The organism is Pseudomonas sp. Irchel s3b2 (genome assembly GCF_900187445.1).
In the GTDB taxonomy this organism is placed as follows: domain Bacteria; phylum Pseudomonadota; class Gammaproteobacteria; order Pseudomonadales; family Pseudomonadaceae; genus Aquipseudomonas.
This window is the reverse complement of sequence record NZ_FYEB01000001.1, coordinates 572,197-590,132: the sequence shown is the minus strand read 5'-3', so window position 1 is coordinate 590,132 and position 17,936 is coordinate 572,197. Positions and strand designations below refer to the sequence as shown.

Annotated in this window: 21 protein-coding genes; 10 read left to right on the top strand and 11 right to left on the bottom strand. The window is 59.3% G+C overall.

The window, feature by feature from the left end; genetic code table 11:
- The first annotated feature begins 7 nt into the window (after nt 1-7).
- Together CKW20_RS02825 and CKW20_RS02820 are read left to right on the top strand one after the other, a co-directional pair.
- Nucleotides 8-715 carry a CTP synthase gene (locus tag CKW20_RS02825; protein ID WP_095051568.1) on the top strand — a complete coding sequence of 236 codons (708 nt, stop codon included), beginning with the start codon at nt 8-10 and terminating at the stop codon, nt 713-715.
- Nucleotides 712-1,032, top strand: coding sequence for an antibiotic biosynthesis monooxygenase (locus CKW20_RS02820; protein WP_095051567.1), 321 nt, complete (start codon nt 712-714; stop codon nt 1,030-1,032). The genes CKW20_RS02825 and CKW20_RS02820 overlap by 4 nt, the downstream gene beginning before the upstream one ends.
- A gap of 119 nt (nt 1,033-1,151) precedes the next feature.
- Here the strand turns inward: CKW20_RS02820 and CKW20_RS02815 are convergent, their stop codons facing one another.
- Entirely contained in the window at nt 1,152-1,478 is a 327-nt protein-coding gene (locus CKW20_RS02815; protein WP_095051566.1) for a DUF2025 family protein, read from the bottom strand.
- A 236-nt stretch (nt 1,479-1,714) separates the two neighbouring features.
- On the opposite strand from CKW20_RS02815, the gene CKW20_RS02810 reads away from it, so the two are divergent.
- From CKW20_RS02810 to CKW20_RS02800, 3 genes are all read left to right on the top strand, one after another.
- Nucleotides 1,715-2,842: a glycerophosphodiester phosphodiesterase gene (locus tag CKW20_RS02810; protein ID WP_095051565.1), complete on the top strand. Its 1,128-nt coding sequence runs from the start codon at nt 1,715-1,717 to the stop codon at nt 2,840-2,842.
- Between the two features lie 211 nt (nt 2,843-3,053).
- On the top strand, nt 3,054-3,359 hold the full coding sequence (locus CKW20_RS02805; RefSeq protein WP_095051564.1) for a PepSY domain-containing protein: 306 nt from the start codon (nt 3,054-3,056) through the stop codon (nt 3,357-3,359).
- Nucleotides 3,360-3,517: 158 nt separating this feature from the next.
- Nucleotides 3,518-4,696 carry a GAF domain-containing sensor histidine kinase gene (locus CKW20_RS02800; protein ID WP_095051563.1) on the top strand — a complete coding sequence of 393 codons (1,179 nt, stop codon included), beginning with the start codon at nt 3,518-3,520 and terminating at the stop codon, nt 4,694-4,696.
- On the opposite strand, the gene CKW20_RS02795 is transcribed toward CKW20_RS02800, so the two are convergent.
- Together CKW20_RS02795 and CKW20_RS02790 are read right to left on the bottom strand one after the other, a co-directional pair.
- The gene (locus tag CKW20_RS02795) at nt 4,693-5,127 is read right to left on the bottom strand and encodes a hypothetical protein (protein WP_095051562.1); all 435 of its coding nucleotides are present in this window, start codon (nt 5,125-5,127) and stop codon (nt 4,693-4,695) included. The two genes, CKW20_RS02800 and CKW20_RS02795, sit on opposite strands and share 4 nt — an antisense overlap.
- Nucleotides 5,128-5,235: 108 nt before the next feature.
- Nucleotides 5,236-6,861: a methyl-accepting chemotaxis protein gene (locus CKW20_RS02790; protein ID WP_095051561.1), complete on the bottom strand. Its 1,626-nt coding sequence runs from the start codon at nt 6,859-6,861 to the stop codon at nt 5,236-5,238.
- Between the two features lie 274 nt (nt 6,862-7,135).
- Between CKW20_RS02790 and CKW20_RS02785 the strand changes: the two genes are divergently transcribed.
- On the top strand, nt 7,136-8,158 hold the full coding sequence (locus tag CKW20_RS02785; RefSeq protein ID WP_095051560.1) for a transporter: 1,023 nt from the start codon (nt 7,136-7,138) through the stop codon (nt 8,156-8,158).
- 127 nt (nt 8,159-8,285) lie between these two features.
- Here the strand turns inward: CKW20_RS02785 and CKW20_RS02780 are convergent, their stop codons facing one another.
- Nucleotides 8,286-8,723 carry a multidrug/biocide efflux PACE transporter gene (locus CKW20_RS02780; RefSeq protein WP_095051559.1) on the bottom strand — a complete coding sequence of 146 codons (438 nt, stop codon included), beginning with the start codon at nt 8,721-8,723 and terminating at the stop codon, nt 8,286-8,288.
- An 89-nt stretch (nt 8,724-8,812) separates the two neighbouring features.
- On the opposite strand from CKW20_RS02780, the gene CKW20_RS02775 reads away from it, so the two are divergent.
- Nucleotides 8,813-9,667, top strand: a complete 855-nt coding sequence (locus CKW20_RS02775; protein ID WP_095051558.1) for a LysR family transcriptional regulator — start codon at nt 8,813-8,815, stop codon at nt 9,665-9,667.
- A 125-nt stretch (nt 9,668-9,792) separates the two neighbouring features.
- Here the strand turns inward: CKW20_RS02775 and CKW20_RS02770 are convergent, their stop codons facing one another.
- The 3 genes from CKW20_RS02770 to CKW20_RS02760 all read right to left on the bottom strand — a co-directional run bounded on the left by CKW20_RS02770 (nt 9,793) and on the right by CKW20_RS02760 (nt 11,883).
- Nucleotides 9,793-11,028, bottom strand: coding sequence for an RNA polymerase sigma factor (locus tag CKW20_RS02770; protein WP_095051557.1), 1,236 nt, complete (start codon nt 11,026-11,028; stop codon nt 9,793-9,795).
- 3 nt (nt 11,029-11,031) lie between these two features.
- Nucleotides 11,032-11,376 (bottom strand): YciI family protein, encoded by a 345-nt coding sequence (locus tag CKW20_RS02765; protein WP_095051556.1) that lies wholly within the window; start codon nt 11,374-11,376, stop codon nt 11,032-11,034.
- An 81-nt stretch (nt 11,377-11,457) separates the two neighbouring features.
- The gene (locus tag CKW20_RS02760; protein WP_095051555.1) at nt 11,458-11,883 is read right to left on the bottom strand and encodes a nuclear transport factor 2 family protein; all 426 of its coding nucleotides are present in this window, start codon (nt 11,881-11,883) and stop codon (nt 11,458-11,460) included.
- A 141-nt stretch (nt 11,884-12,024) separates the two neighbouring features.
- On the opposite strand from CKW20_RS02760, the gene CKW20_RS02755 reads away from it, so the two are divergent.
- The 3 genes from CKW20_RS02755 (at nt 12,025) to aqpZ (ending at nt 14,123) form a co-directional block, all read left to right on the top strand.
- Nucleotides 12,025-12,510 (top strand): N-acetyltransferase, encoded by a 486-nt coding sequence (locus CKW20_RS02755; RefSeq protein WP_095051554.1) that lies wholly within the window; start codon nt 12,025-12,027, stop codon nt 12,508-12,510.
- An 18-nt stretch (nt 12,511-12,528) separates the two neighbouring features.
- On the top strand, nt 12,529-13,134 hold the full coding sequence (locus tag CKW20_RS02750; RefSeq protein WP_095051553.1) for a pyridoxamine 5'-phosphate oxidase family protein: 606 nt from the start codon (nt 12,529-12,531) through the stop codon (nt 13,132-13,134).
- Between the two features lie 290 nt (nt 13,135-13,424).
- On the top strand, nt 13,425-14,123 hold the full coding sequence (gene aqpZ, locus CKW20_RS02745) for an aquaporin Z (RefSeq protein ID WP_095051552.1): 699 nt from the start codon (nt 13,425-13,427) through the stop codon (nt 14,121-14,123).
- 22 nt (nt 14,124-14,145) lie between these two features.
- On the opposite strand, the gene CKW20_RS02740 is transcribed toward aqpZ, so the two are convergent.
- The 4 genes from CKW20_RS02740 to CKW20_RS02725 all read right to left on the bottom strand — a co-directional run bounded on the left by CKW20_RS02740 (nt 14,146) and on the right by CKW20_RS02725 (nt 17,839).
- The gene (locus tag CKW20_RS02740; RefSeq protein ID WP_095051551.1) at nt 14,146-15,270 is read right to left on the bottom strand and encodes a GNAT family N-acetyltransferase; all 1,125 of its coding nucleotides are present in this window, start codon (nt 15,268-15,270) and stop codon (nt 14,146-14,148) included.
- Between the two features lie 149 nt (nt 15,271-15,419).
- Entirely contained in the window at nt 15,420-16,763 is a 1,344-nt protein-coding gene (locus tag CKW20_RS02735; RefSeq protein WP_095051550.1) for an OprO/OprP family phosphate-selective porin, read from the bottom strand.
- Nucleotides 16,764-16,994: 231 nt separating this feature from the next.
- Nucleotides 16,995-17,231 (bottom strand): anti-sigma factor, encoded by a 237-nt coding sequence (locus CKW20_RS02730; protein ID WP_095051549.1) that lies wholly within the window; start codon nt 17,229-17,231, stop codon nt 16,995-16,997.
- Nucleotides 17,225-17,839: an RNA polymerase sigma factor gene (locus CKW20_RS02725; protein WP_095051548.1), complete on the bottom strand. Its 615-nt coding sequence runs from the start codon at nt 17,837-17,839 to the stop codon at nt 17,225-17,227. Before CKW20_RS02725 ends, CKW20_RS02730 begins: the two co-directional genes overlap by 7 nt.
- Nucleotides 17,840-17,936 lie beyond the last annotated feature (97 nt).

The following is a 17,936-nucleotide window of genomic DNA, read 5'->3' as shown; positions in this document are numbered from 1 at the left end:
ATCACTCATGGAAACCAGCGCCATCCGCATCGCTCTGATCGGCGATTACGACCCACAGGTCACCGCCCACCAAGCTATTCCCGTCGCCCTCGGCATGGCCGCCGAACACTCAGGCAAGGACATACAGTTTCAATGGTTGGCCACCGACACCATCAACGCCGAGACGTCACTGGATGACTTCGATGGTTTCTGGTGCGTGCCTGCCAGTCCTTATCGCGACATGGACGGCGCATTACGGGCGATCCGTTTTGCCCGCGAGCAGCAGCGACCTTTCCTCGGCACTTGCGGCGGTTTTCAGCACGCGGTACTCGAATTCGCCCGCAACGTTCTGGGCTGGAGCGATGCCGAACACGGCGAGACCTCACCCGACGCGACGCGGGCATTACTCACGCCGTTGACCTGTTCGCTGATGGAAACCGTCGACAGCATTCATTTGGTTGAAGGCTCGTTGATCGCCAAGGCGTATGAAAGCGCTGAGATTCGCGAGGGATATCGTTGCCGTTACGGTGTGAATCCCGAGTTTGAGCGGGAGCTACTGAAACAGCAGTTGTGTGCGGTTGGCCACGATTCGACGGGGGATCTGCGGGCGGTGGAGTTAAAAGATCATCCGTTTTTTGTCGCCACACTGTTCCAACCGGAACGCGCCGCGCTCAAGGGTATTCTGCCGCCGTTGGTCCGCGCGTTGATCGAGGCTTGTGCGAGGCAAAAATCATGATCGCCCAGACACCAGCAACGCCTTACTACGCAGTGATTTTCACCTCGCTGCGCACCGACGGCGATCACGGTTATGAACAGGCGGCCGAACGCATGGTGGAACTGGCCCGGGAGCAACCCGGCTTTCTTGGCGTGGAATCGGCCCGAGGTGCGGATGGGCTTGGAATTACGGTGTCCTACTGGGATAGCGAAGCGGCGATCCTGGCCTGGAAACACCATTCCGAGCACAGCGCGATTCGCGAGCGCGGGCGGTCGACCTGGTATTCGGCGTGTCATACGCGAGTGTGCAGGGTTGAGCGGGCATATGCGTTCAAATAGTAAATGATGGGTATTCTTTAAATCGCCTTCGCGGGCAAGCCTCGCTCCTACAGGAATTCAACACGACCTGTAGGAGCGAGGCTTGCCCGCGAAGAGGCCAGAACAAACACCACAAAACATCAACCCCGCACCAAACTCCTCACCGCCGTAATCTGCGGCACGTCCCGTCGATTCATATACACCCGCAACGGTTCGGTGATGTTGATCCGGTCGTCGATGTTCTGGTCCAGCAGCAACTGGATCAGTTCGCGCTTGAGCGTCATGGTCTGCTCGGGGCCAAGTGCCCAGACGAATTCACTGGTGGGGATGATGCCGTCATCAGCCACGTCCATGCCGAACGAGTCTTCGCTGAAGCGCACGATGTAGTGGCCGGTCTTTCGATTGAGGCCGACGAAGCCTTTGAGTTGGTCGGCGGCCTGGCAAATGAGCTGGGAAGTGATGCGCACGGTAAACCTCACAAAAGGTCGCAAAGGACCGGTGATCGATGGTTTACACGCAGGGCAAGCGAACGGGTTTCCCTCTGCCGGGGAAACTGCCGGGCCAAGAGTACTGCAAAGAACCGCACAAAAGCGTTGAAAAAATTCTTCTATCAACACGTTTATGTCGGTCTGGCGATAGCGCAAGCGGCGCTCAGTTGTTAAAAGATACGTCTTTGAAAACCCATCGCAAAAGGACTTCGACCATGCCTGTCACCTTCACCAAGCGTGCCCTGTTGCTGAGCCTGATGCTCGGCCTCGGCCAGGCGCAGGCCGCCAGCGAGCCAAGCCCCACCGCATTGGCGACCCGTCTGGGCATTCCGCACCCGGCAGTGATCGCCCACCGTGGCGCGTCCTTCGATGCACCGGAATCCACCGCAGCGGCTTACAAACTGGCTCGCGATCTGGGTGCCGACTATCTGGAAATGGACCTGCAACGCAGCAAGGATGGCGTGCTGTTCGCCCTGCACGACAACAACCTGCAACGCACCACCGACGTCGCCAGCAAATTCCCTGAGCGCAAGGACAGTCTGGCCAACGAATTCACTATCGCCGAACTCAAAACCCTGGATGCCGGCAGCTGGTTCAACAGCGCTTACCCGGATCGCGCACGCCCGAGCTACGCGGGTCTGAAGATCCTGACCTTGGACGAAATCATCGACATCGCCCAAGGCAATCCGCTGCACAAGCCGGGCCTGTACATCGAAACCAAGGAGCCAAAGCAGTTCCCCGGCATCGAGCGCGACCTCAAGGATAAATTGCAGGACCGCGGCTGGCTAAGCCCGACCGGCTCAAAACTGGCGAAGAGCAATCTGGCGGTCGGCCAGGGCAAAGGCAAAGTCGTACTGCAAACCTTCGAGAAGAGCAGCCTCGAACTGCTTGAGAAGGAAATGCCGCAAGTGCCGAAAATCCTGCTGCTATGGGTGGGCGAAGGCAGCATCGAGCCGAAATCCAAAGTGACGTTCGCCGAGTCCGGTGACAAGGACAAAGCGAGTTACTACGCCAAACAGGAACCAAAAGACAAAGCCGAATTCCAGCAATGGGTCGAGTACGCCAAGGCCCAGGGCGCTATCGGTACCGGCCCTTCGGCCGCACTGACCAAGGGTGGCGATCAGAGCTATTCGGACCTGGTTAAACCGTGGATGAACCAGTACACCCACGATCAAGGCCTGCTGGTGCACGTCTACACCATCGACGATGCCGTGGATTACCAGAAAGTGGCGGATGCCGGTGTCGATGGCATCTTCACCAACCGCGCCAGCGAACTGCTGAATTTCTATAAGCGTCCGGCGGCGGCGAGCGTTGCGCAGTTGTTGCAGAACAACGGGTATTGATTCGAGACCGTGGCGCCTGCTTCGCTGTAGGAGCGGGCTTGCCCGCGAAGACGGCGGCACAGTCAACATTGATGTCGCGAGATACCGCTTTCGCGAGCAAGCTCGCTCCTACAGGATTCTTTTAAGCTGAGGCCACAGGTCATTAAGGGTGAATTAAGTTGCGCTGGCTAACCTGATCCCACTTAAACAGCTCATCCAAGGAAAGAACTTCATGAAAACCTTAACTGCCCTGTTCACCGTTGCTGCCCTGACCCTCACTGCTGGCCTGGCCCAGGCTGACGTACGCGTCGACCAAATCCCTGAGTTGGTCAAGAGTGGCAAGATCAAACCCCTGGAAGAACTGAACCAGGCTGCCTTGAAGTTGCACCCGGGTGCCACGATTACCGATACCGACCTGGATAACCACTTCAACGGTTACGAATATGAAGTCGAACTGCGGATGGCTGACGGCACTGAGTGGGACGTGGATCTCGATGCCACCACCGGCAAGGTTCTGAGCAACAAACAAGACACGTGATTCAACTGCAAAAAAGCCGCACGACTTTCCGATCGTGCGGCTTTTTTGCGTTCGGCGTCAGGCCGTTCACTGAAGCGACGAACGAAGTCGCGCCATTTCTCGCAAGCCCGCTAGAATCCCTCAAACCATTCGGCATGTTGAAGCAGAGAACCACGGATATGGGGCAAACAGCGGCAGCAGACATCTCCACGATCAGCCGGATCAGTGCGCTGCCGGCGATTCTTCAGGTGATCAGCGAGTTGACCGGCTTGCGGTTCGCAGCGGTGGCCCGTGTTGCCGAAGACTCCTGGACCGTCTGCGCGGTGCTCGATCGACTGGATGTCGGTGTGCAGGTAGGCGATGAACTGAAGCTGGTCGCCACCCTGTGCGACGAAATCCGTCAGGGTCAACACTCAGTGGTGATCGACAAGGCCAGTGAAGACCCGCTCTACCAAGATCACCACACGCCCCGTACCTATCCATTCGAAAGCTACATTGCCGTCCCGATAGTGCGCACCGATGGGCGCTTTTTCGGCACCCTTTGTGCCCTTGACCCCAATCCGGCGCCACTCAAGTCCAGCACGATCCAGAGCACCATGGAGTCATTCGCCCGAATGCTCGCGCTGCAGATCGAAGCCGAAGAAAACCAGCAACGGACCGAAACGACGCTGATCAAGGAGTGCCAAACCGCCGAACTACCCGAACAATTCATCGCCGTACTCGGCCATGACCTGCGCAACCCCTTGTTCGCCATCAGTGCCGGCGCCGAAATGCTCCTGCGCAAAGTCTCTGACCCGGCGAATGAGCAACGGGCCCGGCATATCCTCACCAGCGCCCGACGTGCGACCAAACTGGTGGACGATGTGCTGGACTTCGCGCGAGGTTCACTGGGCCGAGGCATCCCGGTGAACATTGAGCCGTGCCCGGATCTGGCGGATGCGTTGCGGCATGTGACTTCCGAGATCCAGAGCATTCACCCCAAACGCATCATTCAGTCGTCGATTGGCGACCTGAGCAACGTTCATTGCGATCGTGAACGGGTCACGCAATTGTTATCCAATCTGGTGGCGAACGCCGTTGTCCACGGAGATCCCGGCGGCCTGATCGAGGTCAGTGCGCAGGTCGAGGACGGACACTTTGTGTTGAGCGTAAAAAACCAGGGGCTGATTGCCGAGGATGCGTTGCCGCATCTGTTCCAACCCTACTCGAAACCAGTCGGCGCAACACCACAGGCCGGTCTCGGGTTGGGGTTGTACATCGCCAGTCAGATTGCGCAGGCCCATGGAGGAAAACTGGAGGTGCTGTCGACCGAGCAACAGGGCACGACGTTTACCTTCAGCTTGCCCTCACGGACTTAAGCGGTGGTGCTGACCACCGAACCCGACGTACTGCCACCCTCATCCTGCAACGCCTGCAACAACGCCGCCGTCACCGTCTGCAACGAAGCCGACGTGGCTGCAACTTGCGACTGAGCCGCCGCAACGTTCGCAGCTTTGGCTTCGGCGCTGTCTTGCTTGGCCTGGGCTGCTTGCAGTTGTTGCTGCTGTTCCTGCAATTGCTTTTGCAGCTCGGCGAGCTGCTTGCGCAGCTCTTTCACCGTATCGGATTCGCTGCTGCTGGAACTGCTGTCACTCGACGCGGGAGTACCGCCAGCGGCAACCTTGGTGGAGTCGCTGGACGTCTCGGTAGTCGCTGCGACTGAGGTGTCTTCGCTGCTGTCGCTGATCGTGACGCTGCTCGAAGAGGTCGAGACAGTCTGGTTGATCGAAACGGAGTTGATACTGACCATGAGATTTATCCATGTGGAGTTATTAAATCCGTCATCGACTGGTACGGCGCGAACTTGAGAGCGACTGTATACCGAGTCGGTAACCGAATCGGTACACAGCCCATTTCACTAGGCGCTCAACCGCGCCGTCACTTCATTCAACTGCCCCGACAACCCATGCAGATTGTGGCTGGCCGCTTCGGTGCGCTGCACATTGTCCAGGTTGGTACTGGCGATGCTGGTGATTTCGGTGAGGTTGCGCGAGATGTCTTCGGCCACTGAAGTCTGCTCTTCGGCGGCGGTGGCGATCTGGCGGTTCATGTCGCGAATGGCTTCCACGGCATGGGTGATGCGCTCGAGCATGGCGCCGGCCTGAGTCACTTGCTCGACGCTTTCTTCGCTGCGCGACTGGCCGCTTTCGATGGCTTGGGCCGCGTCCACCGCACCGGTTTGCACGGTTTGAATGATCTGGTTGATCTCGATGATTGACGCTGCCGTGCGCTGGGCCAGGCTGCGCACTTCATCTGCGACCACCGCAAAACCACGCCCGGCTTCCCCAGCACGGGCCGCTTCGATTGCGGCGTTGAGCGCCAGCAGGTTGGTCTGTTCGGCAATGCCGCGAATCACTTCCAGCACTTTACCGATGCGCCCGCTGTCGGCTTCCAGACGACGGATGACCGTGGCCGTATTGGCGATTTCGCCGCGCATTTGGGTGATAGTGTGAATGGTGCCCTGCATGACTTTTTCACCCTGCTGGGCGGATTGGTCGGCGTCGTCGGCCGCACGTGCGGCGTCGGCTGCGTGACGCGCGACTTCTTGCGCGGTGGCGGACATTTCGTTCATCGCCGTGGCCACCTGATCGGTGCGGTTGAATTGCTCGTTGGTGCCGCTGGCCATGAGGCCGGCAATCGAGTTCAGCTCGCCGCTGGCGCTGTCCAGGTCCGTCGCACTGCGCTGCAAGCGGCTGAAGGTTTCGGCGAGAAAATCGCGCAAGGTGTTGGCGGCCCTGGCCAGGTTGCCCAACTCGTCCTGACGGCTGCTGGCCACGCGCTCGGCGAAGCGCCCTTGGCTGAGTTGTGCCACATAGTCGATCAGTTTACGGATCGGCTCCACCAGGTTGCGGTTGACCAGCCATAGACTCAACAGGCCAATCAGCAGGCCCGACACCAGCATCACCACGAGCCCCAGCAATACGGTCTGATCGGCGCTGACGCTGATCAGCTTCGATTGTTCGGTGCCCTGCTTGCGCAGTTCGCTGACCAGTTCGCTCATCTGCTCGCTGGCGGCACGGTCCACGCCCTTGACCGCGTTGTCGCCGGCCGTTGGGTCGGCACCGGCAGCGACGTAGGCATCACGGCCCTTCTGATAGGCCGCACCTAATACACGATGTTCTTCACGCAAGCGTTCGATGCGGGTCTTGAGTTGCGGCTCGATGCCCTTCTGCCCGGCCAGTTCACCGAGGATGCCCTGCACGTCGCGCTGGCGGTCCTCGAACTGCTTCCAGTATTTGTCCAGGTTCGCAGGTTCCTTGCCGCGCAGCAGAACGTTCTTCCACTCCTGAACCTGCACCTTGAATTGCAGGTTGGCTTCATCGATCAATTGCGAGGTGTGCAACGGACCTTCGATCAGGTTCGCGTAGCTCTGGACACCGCTGGACAGAAAGTGAAAGCAAGCCAAAGCGATCAGCAACATCGCCAACAGGCTGCCGCTCAACAGGGCGAGGATTTGCGCTCTCAGGGATTTTTGCAAAAACATCGAGTGATATCTCATGGCAGGGATAAGGCACGCCCAAGCGGCGTGCAAGATGTCCGGACATCCCTGTCAGCGACGCTGGCTCACGACCGGAATCGGAAGATCAACATCACCCACATCGGCGGGCCAGAGACTTTCTTGAGCCCTTCCGACCACCGGTAGAAGGCGGATTTTCCGGCGCCATTCAACTGTCACAAAATCTTCAAATTACATTGCGATGATGAGGCACAAGTGAACCTGTGAAACCCGCGACAGGCGTTCCTTCCAGCGAGACCTCATGAACCACAGCATCGACCAGCGCCATCGCGATTCCGCCCTGTTCGGCCTGCTTTACGGTTTCAGTTTTCGCCCCGGCGAGCGCGGCCGAGAGATCGATTCGGCCAAGGCGCTGCACTGCCTGCAACAACCGGACGACAGTGATGAATTCCTCTGGCTGCACCTGAACCTGGCCCATGCCGCGTGCGAGCGCTGGATGAAAAGCCATCTGGCATTGCCCGATGAGTTTTTCGAAGCCTTGCACGAAGGTTCCCGCTCAACGCGCATCGAGCATGTCGATTCGGCGTTGCTGGCGGTGGTCAACGACGTGGTGTTCAACCTCAGCAGCATGGTTTCATCGGACGTCTCGACGCTGTGGGTCTGCGCCCGCAGTCGGCTGATCGTCAGCGCCCGGCTGCAACCGTTGCACTCGGTGGACAAGCTGCGCTCTTCGGTGAAGGCCGGTGAATGCTTTCGCTCGCCGCTGGAACTGCTGGTGCATTTGCTGCGCGATCAGGGCGAAGTGCTGACGCAGATCGTGCGCAAGACCAGCCTCAGTGTCGATCAGATCGAAGATGAGTTGCTGTCGTCGCGCCTGTCGACCAACCGGGCTGAGCTGGGCGCCAATCGCCGGGTGCTGGTGCGCCTGCAACGGTTGCTGGCGCTGGAGCCGGGCTCGTTGCTGCGCCTGCTCAATCGCCCGCCGCACTGGTTGCAGAAGGAGGACGTCAAGGAGCTGCGCAAGTCCACCGAGGAATTTGCGCTGATCATCAACGACCTCACGGCCCTCGGTGAACGGATCAAGCTGTTGCAGGAAGAAATTGCCGCCAACCTCAACGAACAGAGCAACCGCACGCTGTTCACCCTGACCGTGGTCACGGTGCTGGCGCTGCCGATCAACATCATCGCCGGTTTCTTCGGCATGAACGTCGGCGGCGTGCCGCTTTCCGGTGATCCGGAGGGGTTCTGGATTCTAGTGGCGCTGGTCGCGACGTTTACCCTGATTGCCGGGCGCTGGGCGTTTCGCAAGCGGCAGGATTATTGATCACGACCATCACACCGTCCCGCCCTGATAGGAGCGAGGCTTGCCCGCGAAGGCGATCTAACAGTCAAAATCATCGTTGAATGTGGAATCGCCTTCGCGGGCAAGCCTCGCTCCTACAAAGGCGGATTTAACCCTCGCAAGCTCTGCGCACTAAGAGCCGCTCACGCATCACGTCATAGCCCCAGTGATAAACGTAGGTGTACGGCAGGAAAAACAGCAGTACGCCGATGTCCAGCAGGAACGCCTGCCACAGGCTGACCTTCAGCCACCAGGCAATCAATGGCACGCCAAACGCGACCAGACCGCCTTCGAACAACAGCGCGTGCACCACGCGCACCCAGGCGTTACGCACAATGGCAAAGCGCTTGAGCAATCGGTCGAACACGCCGTTGAAGACCACGTTCCAGGCCAAGGCAAGGGCTGCAATGGCCATGGTGACCGCGCCCATTTCCAGCATGGGTTTGTCCATGACCCAGGCCAGCAGCGGGGTACAGATCAATATCGCCAGCAGTTCTAAACCGATGGCCTGGAAAATTCGTTCAGTGATGGATTTGTTGGCGTTCATGGCCAGACTCCCTGAGTGACTATGGTTGCCATGATCTGTCATCACGCCGATACTTCATAACCAATAACCATCGACAAAGGCGATAGTTAATGGCTTCCCACGAAGTGTTGCTGGCGTTTGTCCAAGCGGCGACTCAAGGCTCGTTTTCCGCCGCGGCGCGCAAGCTCGGTCGCAGTCAGTCGACCATCAGCGCCGCAGTGGCCAGCCTGGAAATCGACCTGAACCTTGCCCTCTTCGACCGCAGCAGTCGCAAGCCGAGCCTGACCCCGGCCGGGCACGTCATGCTGCAGCGGGCCGAGGAGATTCTGGCCGCCACCAGCCGTCTGGAAATGACCGCCAGCCAACTCTCCCAAGGCGTCGAACCGAAGCTGACCGTGGCGATATCCGATACATATCAGTCCGACCGTTTTGAAGCGGCGCTCAGTGCTTTCGAGCAGCGTTATCCAGACCTGGAACTTGAATGCCTGATCGCCGAATGCGATGACCTGGTGGCACTGGTGCAACGCGGTCGAGCGCATGTCGCCTTCGCCGAGATGCAAGACAGCTACCCGCCAGACCTGGTCAGTTCGACGGTGGACGAGCGCACGGAAATCGCCCTGTTCGTGTCCCACGCTCACCCGTTGGCGAAGCTGAAGGGAATCGATCAGGACGTGCTGCAACAGCACCGCGAGCTGCGTCTGGCGACGATCGTCAATCCGTATGAAAGCCGCGCGAAAGGTCGCGTCTGGTCGGCGCCGAGTTACTTGATGCTGCTGGAAATGGCCCAGGGCGGGTTCGGCTGGGCGCCGTTGCCTCGGTGGCTGGTGGGGCGGTTCGGGGCGGGGTCGTTGGTGGAGCTGAAGGTGCGCGGCTGGCCGAAACCGGTGTATGTCGATGCGCTCTGGTCGCGGCTACATCCGCCGGGGCCGGCGGGGAGCTGGTTATTGAGCAAGATGCTGGAGTGATGTGATCTTGTGGGCCCCTTCGCGGGCAAGCCTCGCTCCTACAAGGACCGGTTGACCCCAATCGGGTAATCGACACGAATCCTGTAGGAGCGAGGCTTGCCCGCGAAGGGGCCGGTGAAACCACATCACTCCAACGCCCGAAGTCGCCCCTCGATAAACCGCCGCTCCGGCACTTGCTGCGTCAATTCCAACGCACGTTCATACGCCGCCCGCGCCTCCTCCACCCTGCCCAACTGTCGGTAAAACTCTGCCCGCGCCGAGTGCGCCAGGTGATAATCCAGCAACTCGCCCCGCGCCAGAATCCCTTCGATCAACATCAAGCCGGCCAATGGGCCATCGCGTTTGGCCAGCGCCGCCGCGCGGTTGAGTTCGATCACCGGCGACGGCACGGCCCGCAGCAGCACATCATACAAACCGACAATTTGCGGCCAGTCCGTCTCCTGCGCCGTCGGCGCTTCGGCATGCACCGCCGCAATCGCCGCTTGCAAGCAATAAGGCCCGAAGCGCCGGGTCGTCAGCGCCCGCTCCACCAGTGCGCAGCCTTCGGCAATCAGCTCGGCGTTCCACAACGAGCGATCCTGTTCGTCCAGCACAATCAACTCGCCGTCGGGCGAGGTCCTGGCCGGGCGCCGGGACTCATGCAACAGCATCAGCGCCAGCAACCCCATCACCTCAGGTTCAGGCAACAGCTCCATCAGCAACCGACCGAGACGAATCGCTTCACGCGTCAGGTCTTCGCGGGTCAGTTCGCTGCCGATAGACGCCGAGTACCCTTCGTTGAACACCAGATAAATCACCCGCAGCACGCTGTCGAGACGCTCGGGCAGTTCCGTCAGGGTGGGCACTTGGTAAGGGATTTTCGCATCACGAATCTTGGCCTTGGCCCGCACGATGCGCTGGGCGATGGTGGCTGGCGCCGCGAGAAAGGCCCGGGCGATTTCTTCAGTGGTCAGGTCGCAGACTTCGCGCAGGGTCAACGGCACTTGAGCATCCGCCGCCAGTGCCGGGTGACAACAGGTGAAAATCAGCCGCAGGCGATCGTCTTCCACGTCTTCGTCACTCCAGTCGGCCTGTTCCAGCGCCTCCAGTTGTGCGATCAGCATCGGTCGGGACGCGTTAAAGCGCGCGCGCCGACGTAATACATCGATGGCCTTGAAGCGCCCGGTGGACACCAGCCAGGTGCGCGGATTGTCCGGCACACCATCACGCTGCCAGCGCTCGACCGCGACGAAGAACGCCTCGTGCAGCGCTTCTTCGGCGAGGTCGAAATCGCCGAGCAGACGGATCAGGGTCGCCAGAATCCGCCGTGAGTCTTCGCGGTAAACCTGCTCGACTCGCGCCTTGACCGCTGCGTCCGCCATCACTCAGGGATTCAACTGGCGCACAGGGCGTACTTCAACACAGCCGACCCGGGCCGCCGGAATGTTGCCGGCGACCTGGATGGCTTCATTGAGGTCCTTGGCATCGATCAGGTAGAAGCCGGCCAACTGCTCCTTGGTTTCAGCGAACGGGCCATCGGTGACCGACATTTTGCCGTTGCGCATGCGCACGGTGGTCGCGGTCTGCACCGACTCCAGCGCTTCGGCGGCGATCATCCGGCCGCTGCCCTGGATCGACTCGCTGTAGGCCATGCACTCGGCGTCGTGGGGGCTTTCGGGCAGCGAATGCAACGCGTGCTCGTTGCTGTAGACCAGGCATAAATATTTCATGAGCTTCTCCAGAATCGAACGAGTCAACTATGGCCGCAGATCGGCACTTTGGCGCTGCTTCCCGATAAACAGCCCGACGAATCAGGGTTCCAGGTTGAACAGGGTCGCGCCGCTCGTCATGTCGAATGGGGCCGACCAGTGTTCGTGAACGATCTGCCATAGCCCCGCTTCCTGGCGGTAGCAGGCGGTGACGCGCATCCAGCAAGCCTGGGTTTCACCTTTTTCATTGGTGCCGCCGCAATGCGCCAGCCAGTGCGCGAAAGCGATCTCCTGCGACGGTTCGATGGTGATTTCGTGGAACTCGAAAATGTGCGGGCCAGGGCACATCTCCATGCATTCCTGCCAATGCGCGCGGTAAGCCGCTTTGCCCTTGAATTGCAGGGCTTTGACGGCATCGAAGGAGACGATGTCGTCGGCATACAGGGCCATGACCTTGCCCACGTCTTTGGCGATAACAGCCTGGCGGTAGTTCTCGATCAGGTTATGGATTTGTGTTTGAGCATTCATGATGGTTCTCCGTGGGTTTTAGTGTGAAGACACCCTTAGTCGTCTGGCGATCAGTCAAATCGACAGACGAAATAAAAATAATCCACGAATACAAACTCGCTAGAATCCGAAGCTCATTTCCGTTGGAAAAAGGACACTCCAGTGACTGCCCGACTCGTGCCTTACGAAAGCCTGAACGCCCTGCAGCGTCAACAGGTCGAGGCCATCGAAATCCACGCTGAACAAATCAAATTCTCCGGCGACATTCATGGTGCGTTGCACACCTTGCTGTCCAAACCCGGTCCCGGCGTCAAAGGTTTCGCCCTGCTGGTGGAGGATGTTCCAGTGGCCTTTTTGCTGCTCAAGCGCCCGCCAGTGCTGCCGGCCTGGGCCAACGAACACAGCGCCACCCTGCACGCCCTGCAAGTCGATCGCCGCGCCCAAGGCAAAGGTTATGGCAAAGCCTGCCTGCAAGCCCTGCCCGAGGTTGCGCGCCAGGCCTGGCCGGACATCAAAGGGCTGGAGTTGTCGGTGGATGCAGACAATGAGTCGGCCATCGCGCTGTATGCCAAATATGGCTTTGTCGACAGCGGCGAAGCGTACAAAGGCCGGATCGGTTACGAACGGCGGATGGGGCTGGTTTTCTGATTCGTAGAGGGATGAACGATGTTGAATTCAATCGAAGCGCTGGAAGCGATCTACGGCCTGCCCCATGACCGCGCGGTGCGTAAGCAGATCCCGTTTCTGAACGAGGACTATCAGGCGATGGTCCGCGCCTCGCCGCTGGTGATTATCAGCTCGGTCGGCCCCGACGGCATGGACGGCTCACCGCGTGGCGATACGCCGGGTTTCGTGCGGATCGTCGATGAGCGCACGCTGGCAATCCCGGATCGACCGGGCAACAACCGCATCGACACGCTGCGCAATGTCGTGCTCGACTCGCGGGTATCGCTGCTGTTCATCATTCCGGGGATCGGCGAGACGTTGCGGGTCAACGGCACGGCGCAGATCAGCGCCGAGCCGGGGTTGCTGGAGAGTTTTGCAGTCAACGGCAAACCGGCGCGTACGGTGATGCTGGTGACGGTGGAAGCGGCGTATTTCCACTGCTCGAAAGCGATGGTGCGTTCGGATGTGTGGAACCCTGAAAAATACCTCGAACGCTCGGCGCTGCCGACGGCGGGCGCATTTCACAAGCGATTGAACGACGGGCAATTCGATGCCGAGACGTATGACCGGGAAGCACCGGTGAGAGTGCGGGATAGCCTCTACTGACACGACGACTAACCACTGTGGGAGCGAGCCTGCTCGCGAAGGCGGAGTATCCGTCGACATTAATGCCGGATGTCAGGCCCTCATCGCGAGCAGGCTCGCTCCCACACTGGATCTCTCACACTGGATCTGTGATAACCACCACAGCCCTTTCAAACAAAGGCTCTGGCGGTTTTTATGGTCACTGGAATTCCGTCAAAACCCTGCTGTACTCAGCCAGGGTACTGGAGATGGTTCTGTAGTCCATCTGCTGGATGCACAACGACAGTGTTATCTCTGCAGGGAAATTCGCTATGTCTTTGTTCAAACGCTCGGCTACAGAATTGGTGGGGACGTTCTGGTTAGTGTTAGGAGGGTGCGGCAGTGCGGTTCTGGCGGCCGCGTTTCCAGATGTGGGGATCGGATTGTTGGGGGTGTCCCTGGCATTCGGTTTGACGGTGCTGACGATGGCCTTCGCCATCGGCCACATTTCCGGCTGTCATCTCAACCCTGCGGTCTCGGTCGGGCTGGTGGTCGGCGGACGCTTCCCTGCCAAAGAACTGCCCGCCTACATCATCGCCCAAGTGATTGGCGCGATCATCGCAGCGGCTCTGTTGTACTTCATCGCCAGCGGCAAACCCGGCTTCGAGCTGGCCAGCGGCCTTGCCTCCAATGGCTACGGCGAACACTCGCCAGGCGGCTACTCGATGGCGGCGGGTTTTGTCAGTGAACTGGTGATGACCGCCATGTTCATCCTGATCATCCTCGGCGCCACCGACAAACGTGCCCCGGCCGGGCTGGCGCCCATCGCCATCGGCCTGGCGCTGACCCTGATCCACCTGATTTCGATTCCGGTCACCAACACCTCGGTCAACCCGGCCCGCAGTACGGGCCCGGCGCTGATTGTCGGCGGTTGGGCAATTCAACAACTGTGGCTGTTCTGGCTGGCACCGCTATTGGGTGCGGTCATCGGCGGCGTGATGTATCGCTGGCTCGGTAAAGAAGACAGTTAACCGACGTTGTAAGCGGCGAAGATCAGCCTTGTCGGTAGGGCAAGGCGGTCTTCGCGTCTTCGGCATAACCCAACACCCCGACCCGCTCACGCTCAAGGAAGTCTTTCACCGCCGACTTCAAGCCCGGGTGACGCAGGTAATGCCAGGAATGGGTGATCACCGGTTCAAAGCCACGAATCAACTTGTGCTCGCCTTGGGCGCCAGCGTCGAAACGCTGAAAACCATGGGCAATCGCGTAATCCATGCCCTGATAGAAACAGGTCTCGAAGTGCAGGCGATCAAACTCCGCCAGACAGCCCCAATAACGGCCATAGAAGCTGTCGCCACCGACCAGACTGAAGGCCATGGCCACCGGTCGTGAGCCTTGTTTGGCCAGCACCACACGGATCGATTCCGGCATGCGCTCGGCCAACAGACTGAAAAATTCCCGCGTCAGGTACGGCGCTTGCCGACGCACCGCGTAGGTGTTGGCGTAGCAGGCATACACAAAGTCCCATTGCGCCTGGTCCAGTTGTTGCCCCTCCAGCCATTCGAAGTCGATGCCCTGCCCCGCCACTTGCTCACGCTCTTTGCGCATTTGCTTGCGCTTGCGCGAACTGAGGGCGTCGAGGAAGTCCTGAAAATCCCGATAACCGCGATTCTGCCAGTGGTACTGACAGCCAATGCGCTGCAACCAGCCTGGCTGTTCGGCCAATGCCGCGTCGGTGAATGGATCGGTGAAGTTGATGTGGGCGCTGGAGAGTCCTTCGATTTCCAGGTAACCCGGCAGGCTCTGCAGGAGTTCGAAACCGTCCTCGATCGTCGCCGCCAGCAATCGCGGCCCGCTGACCGGGCTGAATGGCACTGCCGTCAACAGCTTGGGGTAATAGTCGATGCCGGCACGCTCACAGGCATCGGCCCAGGCATGGTCGAACACGTATTCGCCGTAGGAATGCCATTTGCGGTAGCTGGGCAGCGCGGCGATCAGGCGATCGCCTTCGATGTGCAGCAAATGCTCGGGCTGCCAGCCGGAATGCGGGCCGAGGCAACCGCTGTCTTCCAGCGTGCTCAGAAAGGCATGGCGCAGAAACGGCTGAGTTTCCGGTACCAGTGCGTCCCAGGTGTGCGACGCGATTTCCGACAGGCTTTCCAGACGTTGCAGCGGCATCAGTATCCCCGACCATCATTTTCTACAGATGGGACGAGTATCGCTTATCTGATTGCCTGACCCGAAATAAAAAAACCCCGCCGAAGCGGGGTTAAAACGAGAGGAGCTTTAACGGATGAAGAAAGAGCTCTTACTGCATTTACTACGGTTTAGAACACGTATTGCGCGCGAACCACGAAGCCGTCACCGCTGTCATCACCGGTACGACGTGCCGGAGTAGTACCGCTGGCAGCCGTGGCATTGGTCACGTTGTCAGTCTTGGCCTTAAGGTAGGCGCCAGTGATTTTCACCGCTTCGTTGGCGTACCAGTTGACACCCAGGGTGTGCACCTGAGCTTCGGCATCGCCGACATCGCGGGTCAGGCTGGCGGTGGTGATGTTGTCGTCTTCGACGGTCAGGCTGTCGTAACGATAGAACAGCTCCCAGGCACCGATGGACTTGTTGGCTGGTTTGATCGCATCGAACTTGCCGACTTTATAGCCACGGGATTCGCCAGTGAGGGTGTAGGCACCCTGGACGTAGAAACCGTCACCTTTGATGTCTTCACGGCTGCTGTCATCGGCCTTGGTCTTGCGGGCGACGTATTCGCCCTGGATCGAAGCCGGGCCCATGGCGAATGCGGCTTCCAGACCGTAAGCGTCGTCACGGTCATAGGAGCCGGCAGGCGAAGTGGAACTGCCACCCAGCACCGGGCGGTTGCCGTTGGGTCCGGCATCGTTGCCGCCCAGGGTTTCAACGCCACGCATGCCCATACGGGTGCGGTAACGCGAATCGAAGGCCGTGTCGGAGACATCACGCGAAGCCACGTTCACACCGAAGTGCAGCACGTTGCCGGCATCATGCAACGGGGCGAATACAAAGCGGCCGTTGACCTGCTTGACGCTGTCGCCATCGGTATCGTCGGTGTCTTTGCTGAACACGCCGGCGGACGCGTAGAACGAATCAGCGAAGGTACTGGAGGCTTGCAGGCCCAAACCATTCTGGTGACCGTTGGCCCAATCGACCATGTCGTACGCCATATTGCGTTCTGGCGCAGTGACCCACTTGGAGCTGGTGGCTTTTTCCAGGCCGAAGTCCGGGTCGAAACGACCGACTTTGATCGAGACTGGTTTGAAGCCGTTGTAAGCCAACGACGCTTCGTCGAAGTAGCCGTTATCGGAATCACCGGTGTTGTGGGAGAAGTCGTAGCTGATGGTGTAGGCCCAATCTGTGTACAGCACACCGGACAGTTCCAGGAACGCACGACGGAAGTAAGCGGCATCGGCTCTGTTGCCATTGTCGGTGTAGATACCGTCGAACTGGCTGTAGTCAGCCTGCAAGCGACCGCCGAGTTTGAAGCTGAATTCTTTGTCGGTGGTGGCGACTTCGAGGCCGCCCTTGGTTTTGACTACGATATCGGCGCCGTCAGTGGTGACGGTGCCAGCGAAAGCCTGGGCGGTTACTGCCATGGCCAATGCGCTGGCGGCAAAACCGGCGAAGTGCTTACGGATCATCGAAGAGTTCCCCTAATTGGTGGTCTGTAGCTTGAAAACACGCAGGTCTGGCCCGCTTGTGTTGGGAGGGAATCTTGGAGGCGGGGTATTTCAGCCGGGTTGCTGATAGATAAAGATTTTATGACAGGGGAACTTTTTACTTCGAATCGAAATAACAGAAAAGCAGCTACAGGAACCAAGCTGCAAGCCGCAAGCTAGAGCGGCTGTAGGGGTATGTTACGGGCGGGAAAACTACGGTTTGTTCTTCAGATGTTCGTTGGCAAGTCGTTCGGCCAGCGCATCCAGACCAGGTACAGGCGGCTCAGGCATCACTTTCAGGGTGGCCTGCATCAACCGCATCTGCCGAATGAACCGTCGGCAATAGCGACAAAACATCAAATGATGCCGCACCATCAGTCGCTCACGAAAACTCAACTGGCCATCAAGATAATCACTGGAGCGCGCCACTTGTTCCTTGCAGGTCAACATTCGCCGGTTTCCTCAAAATGCTCCACGGTCGCAAAGACCTTCAACCGTGCCCGATGCAGCAGCACACGAACATTGGAGAGCGAGAGCTCCAGAAGATTACAGATCTCCTCCAGCTCAAGCCCCTGTCGCTCACGCAACAGCAACACACTGCTTTGCAGTTCCGACAGGCTGAGCAATGTGTGCTCCAGGCATTCGCGCAGTTCGTTTTCGGTCAACAGCGCCTCTGGCGTGTCCTGATGCCAGGCGTATGGCGCCACCAGCCAATGACCATCACTCGATGAAAAACGATCGTCATCGACCGTGCCGTGAGGCGACGGCAGGTCATCGAGCAGCACTTCCCGGCGGTTTTGCTTGTAGCGGCTCTTGGCCGAGTTGGCGGTGATGGTCAGTAGCCAGGTCTTGAGGCTCGAACGCCCCTCGAACCCGCCGAGATTGCGCACCACCGACAGCCAGGCATCCTGCACCACTTCGTCGGCGTGTCGATTGCCGACGATGGCATAGGCTACCGCGCGCATGGCGCTCTGGTAAGTGCTGACCAGTTCCTTGAAAGCCCTCTGCTCGCCTGCCAGCAGGCGTTCGAGCAATAGGGTGTCGTCAGCTGCGGCCATGCAAACCTCGTTTCAGAACCACCGGTATTCCAGTGTCGGACACCATTGTGGGAGCGCCTTAACCGAGAATGGCATTGGGACAATGCCACCTCGCGAC

Excerpts from the sequence above, each read along its gene's own strand:
- CKW20_RS02825 (WP_095051568.1), top strand. The coding sequence starts at position 8 with ATGGAAACCAGCGCCATCCGCATCGCTCTGATCGGCGATTACGACCCA.
- CKW20_RS02820 (WP_095051567.1), top strand. The coding sequence starts at position 712 with ATGATCGCCCAGACACCAGCAACGCCTTACTACGCAGTGATTTTCACC.
- CKW20_RS02810 (WP_095051565.1), top strand. The coding sequence starts at position 1,715 with ATGCCTGTCACCTTCACCAAGCGTGCCCTGTTGCTGAGCCTGATGCTC.
- CKW20_RS02805 (WP_095051564.1), top strand. The coding sequence starts at position 3,054 with ATGAAAACCTTAACTGCCCTGTTCACCGTTGCTGCCCTGACCCTCACT.
- CKW20_RS02800 (WP_095051563.1), top strand. The coding sequence starts at position 3,518 with ATGGGGCAAACAGCGGCAGCAGACATCTCCACGATCAGCCGGATCAGT.
- CKW20_RS02795 (WP_095051562.1), bottom strand. The coding sequence starts at position 5,127 with ATGGTCAGTATCAACTCCGTTTCGATCAACCAGACTGTCTCGACCTCT.
- CKW20_RS02790 (WP_095051561.1), bottom strand. The coding sequence starts at position 6,861 with ATGTTTTTGCAAAAATCCCTGAGAGCGCAAATCCTCGCCCTGTTGAGC.
- CKW20_RS02785 (WP_095051560.1), top strand. The coding sequence starts at position 7,136 with ATGAACCACAGCATCGACCAGCGCCATCGCGATTCCGCCCTGTTCGGC.
- CKW20_RS02780 (WP_095051559.1), bottom strand. The coding sequence starts at position 8,723 with ATGAACGCCAACAAATCCATCACTGAACGAATTTTCCAGGCCATCGGT.
- CKW20_RS02775 (WP_095051558.1), top strand. The coding sequence starts at position 8,813 with ATGGCTTCCCACGAAGTGTTGCTGGCGTTTGTCCAAGCGGCGACTCAA.
- CKW20_RS02770 (WP_095051557.1), bottom strand. The coding sequence starts at position 11,028 with ATGGCGGACGCAGCGGTCAAGGCGCGAGTCGAGCAGGTTTACCGCGAA.
- CKW20_RS02765 (WP_095051556.1), bottom strand. The coding sequence starts at position 11,376 with ATGAAATATTTATGCCTGGTCTACAGCAACGAGCACGCGTTGCATTCG.
- CKW20_RS02760 (WP_095051555.1), bottom strand. The coding sequence starts at position 11,883 with ATGAATGCTCAAACACAAATCCATAACCTGATCGAGAACTACCGCCAG.
- CKW20_RS02750 (WP_095051553.1), top strand. The coding sequence starts at position 12,529 with ATGTTGAATTCAATCGAAGCGCTGGAAGCGATCTACGGCCTGCCCCAT.
- aqpZ (WP_095051552.1), top strand. The coding sequence starts at position 13,425 with ATGTCTTTGTTCAAACGCTCGGCTACAGAATTGGTGGGGACGTTCTGG.
- CKW20_RS02740 (WP_095051551.1), bottom strand. The coding sequence starts at position 15,270 with ATGCCGCTGCAACGTCTGGAAAGCCTGTCGGAAATCGCGTCGCACACC.
- CKW20_RS02735 (WP_095051550.1), bottom strand. The coding sequence starts at position 16,763 with ATGATCCGTAAGCACTTCGCCGGTTTTGCCGCCAGCGCATTGGCCATG.
- CKW20_RS02730 (WP_095051549.1), bottom strand. The coding sequence starts at position 17,231 with ATGTTGACCTGCAAGGAACAAGTGGCGCGCTCCAGTGATTATCTTGAT.
- CKW20_RS02725 (WP_095051548.1), bottom strand. The coding sequence starts at position 17,839 with ATGGCCGCAGCTGACGACACCCTATTGCTCGAACGCCTGCTGGCAGGC.